9 protein-coding genes are annotated in these 7371 nt (G+C 59.3%); 4 read left to right on the top strand and 5 right to left on the bottom strand.

The annotated features are described in order from the left end of the window. Nucleotide 1: 1 nt before the first annotated feature. The 3 genes from AC3WWR_RS26035 to AC3WWR_RS26045 all read left to right on the top strand — a co-directional run bounded on the left by AC3WWR_RS26035 (nucleotide 2) and on the right by AC3WWR_RS26045 (nucleotide 2052). The gene (locus AC3WWR_RS26035) at nucleotides 2-745 is read left to right on the top strand and encodes a tRNA-uridine aminocarboxypropyltransferase (protein WP_020796005.1); all 744 of its coding nucleotides are present in this window, start codon (nucleotides 2-4) and stop codon (nucleotides 743-745) included. A 218-nt stretch (nucleotides 746-963) separates the two neighbouring features. Beyond that, nucleotides 964-1614 carry a response regulator transcription factor ErdR gene (gene erdR / locus AC3WWR_RS26040; protein ID WP_020796006.1) on the top strand — a complete coding sequence of 217 codons (651 nt, stop codon included), beginning with the start codon at nucleotides 964-966 and terminating at the stop codon, nucleotides 1612-1614. 75 nt (nucleotides 1615-1689) lie between these two features. Next, nucleotides 1690-2052, top strand: coding sequence for a diacylglycerol kinase (locus AC3WWR_RS26045; RefSeq protein WP_020796007.1), 363 nt, complete (start codon nucleotides 1690-1692; stop codon nucleotides 2050-2052). On the opposite strand, the gene AC3WWR_RS26050 is transcribed toward AC3WWR_RS26045, so the two are convergent. Next, nucleotides 2049-2975 (bottom strand): LysR family transcriptional regulator, encoded by a 927-nt coding sequence (locus tag AC3WWR_RS26050; protein ID WP_033045309.1) that lies wholly within the window; start codon nucleotides 2973-2975, stop codon nucleotides 2049-2051. The genes AC3WWR_RS26045 and AC3WWR_RS26050 overlap by 4 nt on opposite strands. A 139-nt stretch (nucleotides 2976-3114) precedes the next feature. On the opposite strand from AC3WWR_RS26050, the gene fpr reads away from it, so the two are divergent. Then, nucleotides 3115-3894 (top strand): ferredoxin-NADP reductase, encoded by a 780-nt coding sequence (gene fpr, locus AC3WWR_RS26055; RefSeq protein ID WP_008054100.1) that lies wholly within the window; start codon nucleotides 3115-3117, stop codon nucleotides 3892-3894. Between the two features lie 156 nt (nucleotides 3895-4050). Here fpr and tsaA read toward each other — a convergent pair whose 3' ends face one another. From tsaA to AC3WWR_RS26075, 4 genes are all read right to left on the bottom strand, one after another. After that, nucleotides 4051-4752 carry a tRNA (N6-threonylcarbamoyladenosine(37)-N6)-methyltransferase TrmO gene (tsaA, locus tag AC3WWR_RS26060; RefSeq protein WP_033044229.1) on the bottom strand — a complete coding sequence of 234 codons (702 nt, stop codon included), beginning with the start codon at nucleotides 4750-4752 and terminating at the stop codon, nucleotides 4051-4053. Nucleotides 4753-4938: 186 nt separating this feature from the next. Further along, the gene (locus AC3WWR_RS26065) at nucleotides 4939-5709 is read right to left on the bottom strand and encodes an SDR family oxidoreductase (protein ID WP_020796010.1); all 771 of its coding nucleotides are present in this window, start codon (nucleotides 5707-5709) and stop codon (nucleotides 4939-4941) included. Between the two features lie 229 nt (nucleotides 5710-5938). Continuing rightward, entirely contained in the window at nucleotides 5939-6409 is a 471-nt protein-coding gene (locus AC3WWR_RS26070) for a YehS family protein (protein WP_020796011.1), read from the bottom strand. 75 nt (nucleotides 6410-6484) lie between these two features. After that, nucleotides 6485-7195: an rRNA pseudouridine synthase gene (locus tag AC3WWR_RS26075; RefSeq protein WP_020796012.1), complete on the bottom strand. Its 711-nt coding sequence runs from the start codon at nucleotides 7193-7195 to the stop codon at nucleotides 6485-6487. Nucleotides 7196-7371 lie beyond the last annotated feature (176 nt).

The following is a 7371-nucleotide window of genomic DNA, read 5'->3' on the forward strand; positions in this document are numbered from 1 at the left end:
GATGAACCATGCCCCCAACGCCGTAGCCCGCCTGCGCGACCAGCGCGAAGAGGAAGGTATCAAGCCGATTCAGGCCCGTGGATGGCGGGCAACAAGGTGCCGCGCTTGCCGCGTGATCGAGAGTCACTGCCTGTGCGCCTGGCGTCCGCAGGTTGAGACTCGCTCCGGGGTATGCCTGATCATGACAGGCAAGGAAGTGTTCAAGCCCAGCAACACCGGTTGGTTGATTGCCGATGTGGTGCGTGACAACCATGCCTTCATCTGGTCGCGTACCGAAGTCGATCAGCAGTTGCTGGCCTTGCTGTCCGACCCACAATGGCAGCCTTATCTGGTGTTCCCGGGTGAATATGTCGCGCCCGAGCGGGTGACTCATAGCGTGGCGGTCGATCAAGGCAGGAGGCCGCTGTTCATCTTGCTCGACGCGACGTGGACCGAAGCCCGGAAGATTTTCCGTAAAAGCCCCTATTTCGACGCGCTTCCGATCCTCAGTTTGTTGCCCGAGAAGCTTTCACGCTATCAATTGCGCCGCTCCACCCGTAGCGAACACTTGTGTACTGCGGAAGTCGCGGCGTTATGTCTCGATCTTGCAGGCGATGTAGAGGCGGCCTCGGCGCTCGACGCTTATTTCGATGTGTTCAGCCAGCATTACCTCGATGCCAAGCGTCAGCTGGAAATGGATGTTTCGACCCCGGCGCACACCGAGTTGATGGCCTATCTTCAACCAGCAGTGGCAGTGACGGCCTGATTGTCTCCGATGCTGCAATAAAGTGTACCGGCCATGTCGCTTGACCACCCCGGTTTGGCTGGGCATGCTTGGCGCCCATTAGGGTGCGGCCAGAGTTTGAAACGCCGTTTTTTGCGTTGAACGTGCCCCGTTGGAGCGGCTGCGTGGCTGTTACCTCGAGTTGTTTGGCGATACCCGAATGCATCGGGCATCCCATGAAAAACAGGATCATTTGAAAAATGGCCACATACGAAATCCTGATTGCCGATGACCACCCTCTTTTTCGTTCCGCCCTGCATCAAGCGCTGACCCTGGGCCTGGGCCCGGATGTCCGGTTGGTGGAAGTGGCGAGCATTGCCGAGCTGGAGGCACGCCTGAGCGAAAAGGCCGACTGGGATCTGGTGCTGCTGGACCTGAACATGCCGGGCGCGTATGGTTTTTCCGGGTTGGTACTGTTGCGCGGCCAGTATCCGCAAATTCCTGTGGTCATGGTCTCGGCCCAGGAAGAAGCGACGATCATGGTCAAGTCCCGTGAATTTGGTGCAAGCGGTTTCATACCCAAGTCCAGCGATTTGAGTGTTATCCAGAAAGCCGTGCGCGCGGTGCTCGATGGCGATGTTTTCTGGCCACCGCAAGCATTCGAAGCCGTCAGCGTTTCCGATGAGGCCAAGGCGGCCAGTGAAGGCCTTGCGAGCTTGACTCCGCAACAGTTCCGGGTGCTGACGATGGTTTGCGAAGGGTTGCTGAACAAGCAGATTGCCTACGAACTGAGCGTTTCCGAAGCGACCATCAAGGCCCACGTCACCGCGATTTTTCGTAAACTGAATGTGCGGACCCGCACCCAGGCGGCGTTGCTGCTGCAACAACTCGAGTCAATTTCAAGCCATTAAGCGCTGGCGCCTTCACGTTTTTTTGACTTTGGTTAATCTAGCTTTCCCACTCCTTTTTTGGTCAGTTCCTACTCTATGTCACCTTTCAAAGGCCAGACCGGCCTGAAACGTATCCTCAATGCTTCCGGCTACTCGCTGGACGGCCTACGCGCAGCATTCACCGGCGAAGCGGCTTTTCGGCAATTGGTGTTGCTCAACGTCATTCTGATCCCGCTGTCGTTCTTCCTGAACGTGAATCGTGTCGAGCAGGCGTTGTTGATTGCGGTCTGCCTGTTGGCGCTGATCGTCGAGCTGCTCAATTCGGCCGTGGAAGCGGCCATCGACCGCATTTCCCTTGAATTGCACCCGTTGTCGAAAAACGCCAAGGACATGGGCAGTGCCGCGCAATTGGTGGCCTTGACCATGATCGCGCTGGTCTGGGCGGTGATTCTGCTTTAAGCGATCGCCGGCAGGACGATCTCGTCGCTGCGCTGCACCCCGGCGGTGAATGCGCGGCACAGTTCGAGGAATTCACGCATCGCCGAGGTCTGGTACTTCTGCTTGTGCCAGATGAAATAGAACTGTCGCGCCAGGTCCAGGTCCGGAGTCTCCACTGCTACCAGGCTGCCGCGACGGAACGCGTCCCGTAGCGCCAGCCGCGAGATACAGCCGATCCCCAGGCCGGACTCTACGGCGCGCTTGATGGCTTCGGTGTGTTCCAGCTCCAGGCGGATGTTCAGCGCGCTCCGGTGATGGCGCATGGCTTGATCGAACGTCAGGCGTGTGCCTGAGCCTTGTTCACGCAAGATCCAGGCTTCCTGGCTCAGTTCCTCCATGCTCGCTGTGCCCCGCTGGGCCAGCGGATGCTGTGGCGCACAGAAGACCACCAACTCATCTTCGACCCAACTTTGCACTTCGATGTCAGGGTGGTTGCAATCGCCTTCGATCAGACCCAGGTCAATTTCGTAGTGGGCGACCTGTTGCACAATATTGGCGGTGTTCTGCACATGCAGCTTTACCTGGCTTTCCGGGTGGCGCTGCATGAAACCGCCGATCAGCAGGGTCGCAAGATAGTTGCCAATGGTCAGGGTCGCGCCCACTGCCAATGAGCCGAATCCGGACTTGCCATTGAGCAGGTCTTCGATTTCCTTGGCCTGGTCGAGCAAGGCAACGGCTTGGGGCAGCAACTGTTTACCCAGGGCGTTGAGGCTCAATCGCTTGCCGGCGCGGTCGAACAGTTGGCAGCTGCACTGGCGCTCCAGCTCGGTAATCGATGTACTCGCCGCCGACTGTGAGAGGTTGAGCAGACCCGCAGCACGGGACACGCTTTCCTGCTGGGCGACGGCAACGAACACTTGAAGTTGACGGAGAGTAAATCGCATATCGATATAACCGATAACCCTTATCTTAATAATCCAGTTAACAGATATTGTCGTCGCTATTAGAATGCGATGCAATTGCGCACCGCAGGTCTGTTCCTGAAAGAGCTAGCGCAGATCCAATCTCCAGGAGTCCCCGTACATGAGCAACATGAACCACGAGCGTGTCCTCAGTGTTCATCACTGGAACGACACTCTGTTCAGCTTCAAGTGCACCCGTGATCCGGGCCTGCGCTTCGAGAACGGTCAGTTCGTGATGATCGGCCTGCAACAGCCCAACGGCCGCCCGCTTATGCGCGCTTACTCGATTGCCAGCCCGAACTGGGAAGAGCATCTCGAGTTCTTCAGCATCAAGGTGCCTGATGGTCCGCTGACTTCCCAGTTGCAGCATCTGAAGGAAGGCGACGAGATCATCATCAGCAAGAAGCCCACCGGCACGCTGGTGCTGGATGACTTGAAGCCTGGCAAACATTTGTACCTGCTCAGCACCGGTACTGGTCTGGCGCCGTTCATGAGCGTCATCCAGGACCCGGAAACCTACGAGCGTTTCGAAAAAGTGATCCTGTGCCACGGCGTGCGTTACGTCAACGAAGTCGCCTACCGCGAGTTCATCACCGAGCACCTGCCGCAGAACGAGTTCTTTGGCGATGCATTGCGTGACAAGTTGATCTACTACCCAACCGTGACCCGCGAGCCGTTCGAAAACGAAGGTCGCCTGACCGACCTGATGCGCAGCGGCAAGCTGTTCAGCGACATCGGCCTGCCACCGATCAACCCGCAGGACGACCGCGCCATGCTGTGCGGCAGCCCGAGCATGCTCGACGAGACCAGCGAAGTGCTGAACAGCTTCGGCCTGAAAGTGTCGCCGCGCATGCGCGAGCCGGGTGATTACCTGATCGAGCGTGCGTTCGTAGAGAAATAAGCACCGCCTCAAAAAAAGCCCGCATTGCCTATACAGGTAATGCGGGCTTTTTTATGCCGGACACGTTCTCTGTAGGAGCTGCCGCAGGCTGCGATCTTTTGATCTTGATCTTCTATCGCGATTTCAAGATCAGAAGATCGCAGCCTGCGGCAGCTCCTACATGTTGGATGCGGGAATGACCTCAAGCACGCGGATCATCTGCGGCGTTGGATAATGCCAGCGCACATCCACGTCCCAGAATTGCGCACCATATTCGCGTTCCGGGGTAGGCGTCTGGTACGCCGGGCGCGGATCCTGCGCCAAGCATTGCTCGATCAACTCAACCAACGGCTCTGCAAGGCGTTCAGCGTGCCCATGAGCCTGTTGCAGGGCGCTATCTGTCCATTGCACGGCAATCAACTGCGGCGCGGCGCTGGCGATGCTATTGATGGCTGTGTCGATGATGTCTGCGTAAGGCACGTAGGGTTTGATGTCGAGGATCGGCGTGCCATCGAGCAGGTCGATGCCGGATATCCACAGGCGATTGGCCTCGACCTTGTCCAGCTTGACCACGGACTGGCCAATGCCATTGGGCCGGTGAGTCGCGCGCGTGGCGAACACGCCCATGGACTTGTTGCCGCCCAGGCGCGGCGGACGAACTTTCAGGCGCGGCTTTTCTTCCAGTGCCTGATGGAACAGGAACAACAGCCAGACATGGCTGACCTGTTCGAGGCCCTGCACGGCATCACCCTGATCGAATGGCGCCACCAGTTCGAGCACGCCGCGCGCGGCGGGGGCCAATTGCGGCTGCCGAGGGATGGCGAACTTCTCCTTGAAGCAGGAACGCACGAAGCCGATGGGGGAAACGCTGTAGGTCATGGTTTGGGGTCGAGTCGGGATGGTGGCGGGCATGATAACCCGATCGACCTGTATTCAGTGGTGGCTGTGCCGGCCCCTTCGCGGGCAAGCCCGCTCCCACAGTGGAGCTCGGCCGGCCACAGATTTTGTGAGCACCAAAGAAACCTGTGGGAGCGTGGCTTGCCCGCGATGGCAGCACCGCCGATTTCAGAGGCTGAACCCACCATCCAGCGGAATGATATTCCCGGTCATGTACGCCCCGGCCGTACTCGCCAGGCTGATCGCCAGCGCCGCCATCTCTTCCTCCCGGCCCCAACGCTTCATCGGAATCAGCGCCGTATCCTGCGCCAATGCCTGCGCATCTCTGTCGATGTGTTGGGTCATCTTGCTCGGAAAGCGACCCGGGGCGATCACATTGACGTTGATGTGCTGGCTCACCAGTTCCCTTGCCAGAATCCGTGAGAGTTGATGCAGGGCGGCTTTGCTCGGCCCGTAGGCATACGCCTGTTCGCCAAAGGAAGAAATCCCGGCGACTGAGCCGATATTGATGATTCGGGCCGGGTTCGCGGGGGAACCGGCTTTGCGCAGCAGTGGCAGAAATTGCTGGATGCAGTTGAATACTGACGTCACATTCAGTTGCATGACCTTTTCCCAACCCTTGATCGGGTAGCTTTCCAATGGCGCCCCCCAAGTGGTGCCGGCGTTGTTCACCAGGATATCGAGATGGGTCATCTGCTCACCCAGGCGTGTTGCCAACTGCTGCACGCCTTCTTCAGTGGCCAGGTTGGCGGCCACCGCGTGACAGCGGCCCAATGCACCGAGCTCATCGGCAGTTTGCCGGCAGGCTTCGACGTCGCGGGCACAGACGTAGACGGTGGCGCCAGCCTCGACATAGGCCTTGGCGATCATTTTGCCGATACCACGGGTGCCGCCGGTCACCAGTGCGGTGCGGCCTTGCAGGGAGAAATAGGGGTGCATGGCGAATCCTGAGCGCTGTAGGTCATTACACCCTAGTCGTCAGGCTCGATCAGTGGAGCCACTATTTTTGCGCGGAATGGGGGGGCATACGGCCTTGTAGGAGCGAGCATGCTCCGGGCGGCGCTCCGACGAAAAACTCCAGAACAACACGGGCATTCAGACAGCCCTCGTCATCGTTGACGTCCATCGCGAGCATGCTCGCTCCTACAGGGTAGATCCGCGTCGCACGTTATTGCGGGCGAACGCGCAGGGTCAGGCCCTTGAGAAAGTTGCGCAGCAACTGGTCGCCGCACGGGCGATAGTTGGTGTGGCCGAATTTGCGGAACAGAGCGCTCAGCTCAGGCTTGGATACCGGGAACTCGGCGGCCTTGAGGATCGCGTGCATATCGTCTTCTTTCAGCTCGAAGGCTACGCGCAGCTTTTTCAGGATGATGTTGTTGGTTACCGGCACTTCGATTGGTTGCGGAGGGCGGCTTTCGTCCTTGCCGCGCTTGAAGATCACCAGGCCGTCGAGGAAATGCGCCATGACTTCGTCCGGGCAGCGTACGAAACCTTCCTCGTCTTCCTCTTTCTTGTCGAGGTAGCTCACCAGGTCGGCCAGGGCCACGTCCATGCCGCCGAGCTTGATGATCTCGATGACTTTCTTGTCGCTGATGTCGAGCATGTAGCGCACGCTGCGCAGTACGTCATTGTGAATCATGGTGTGCAATCCTGATATTCAGCAGTGGGCGCCGCACAAGCAGCGGCACCAGAATGTGTGGCGGCGGGAGAAGCCTCAGAACTTCTCTTTGCCGGACAGGTAGCGCCATTGCCCCAGGGGCACCTTGCCGATGGACACGCCGCCGATACGAATGCGGCGGATGCCCACGACTTTCAGGCCGACGGCCTGGCAGAACAGGGCGATCACGCCCGGTTGCGGGTTCTTCATGGCGAAACGCAGGCGGTTTTCGTTCTGCCAGCTGGCCTTGACCGGAGGCAGTTCCTTGCCCTTGTAGGTCAGGCCGTGTTGCAAGCGATTGAGGCCATGTTCAACCATGTCACCTTCGACTTCGACCACGTATTCCTGCTCGATCTTGCTGGAGTCGGCAGTGAGCTTGCGCAGGATCTTCCAGTCCTGGGTGAACACCAGCAAACCGCTGGCATTGGCTTGCAAGTCAGTGCTGGCGGTCAGGCGCTGGAAGTGGCCCTTGAGCGGACGTTTGCCGTAGCGGTGCTCTTCGCTCAAGGTCTCGGCGCTGATGGTCGCCATGGCGGTGTCCGCGTCCATGCCGGCTGGCACATTGAGCAGGATGGTGACGGGCTCTGGTGCCGTGGCCTTGGCCTCTGGATCCAGCTCGACTTTTTGATTGGCGACCTTGAACTGCGGCTCGTCAACGACTTCGCCGTCGACGGTGACCCAGCCGCCCTCGATGAACAGCTCAGCCTCCCGACGGGAGCAGCCGACGAGTTCGATGAGGCGTTTGGAGAGTCGAATCGGGTCAGTCATGACAGGGCCGTAACAAAAAAGGGGTGGGCATTGTACCTGCCTGGCGCCGGTTAATCCCGGAACCATTTGCCGCATATGTTTTTTTAATGTGGGAGCGGGGGGGGGGGGGGGGGGGGGGGGGGGGGGGGGGGGGGGGGGGGGGGAGGGGGGGGGGGTGGGGGGGAGGGGGGGGGGGA

Source organism: Pseudomonas sp. EB271-G4-1 (assembly GCF_058791355.1).

What these genes read in the sequence shown, in the direction of transcription:
- AC3WWR_RS26035 (WP_020796005.1), top strand. Translation starts at nt 2, where the DNA reads ATGAACCATGCCCCCAACGCCGTAGCCCGCCTGCGCGACCAGCGCGAA.
- erdR (WP_020796006.1), top strand. Translation starts at nt 964, where the DNA reads ATGGCCACATACGAAATCCTGATTGCCGATGACCACCCTCTTTTTCGT.
- AC3WWR_RS26045 (WP_020796007.1), top strand. Translation starts at nt 1,690, where the DNA reads ATGTCACCTTTCAAAGGCCAGACCGGCCTGAAACGTATCCTCAATGCT.
- AC3WWR_RS26050 (WP_033045309.1), bottom strand. Translation starts at nt 2,975, where the DNA reads ATGCGATTTACTCTCCGTCAACTTCAAGTGTTCGTTGCCGTCGCCCAG.
- fpr (WP_008054100.1), top strand. Translation starts at nt 3,115, where the DNA reads ATGAGCAACATGAACCACGAGCGTGTCCTCAGTGTTCATCACTGGAAC.
- tsaA (WP_033044229.1), bottom strand. Translation starts at nt 4,752, where the DNA reads ATGACCTACAGCGTTTCCCCCATCGGCTTCGTGCGTTCCTGCTTCAAG.
- AC3WWR_RS26065 (WP_020796010.1), bottom strand. Translation starts at nt 5,709, where the DNA reads ATGCACCCCTATTTCTCCCTGCAAGGCCGCACCGCACTGGTGACCGGC.
- AC3WWR_RS26070 (WP_020796011.1), bottom strand. Translation starts at nt 6,409, where the DNA reads ATGATTCACAATGACGTACTGCGCAGCGTGCGCTACATGCTCGACATC.
- AC3WWR_RS26075 (WP_020796012.1), bottom strand. Translation starts at nt 7,195, where the DNA reads ATGACTGACCCGATTCGACTCTCCAAACGCCTCATCGAACTCGTCGGC.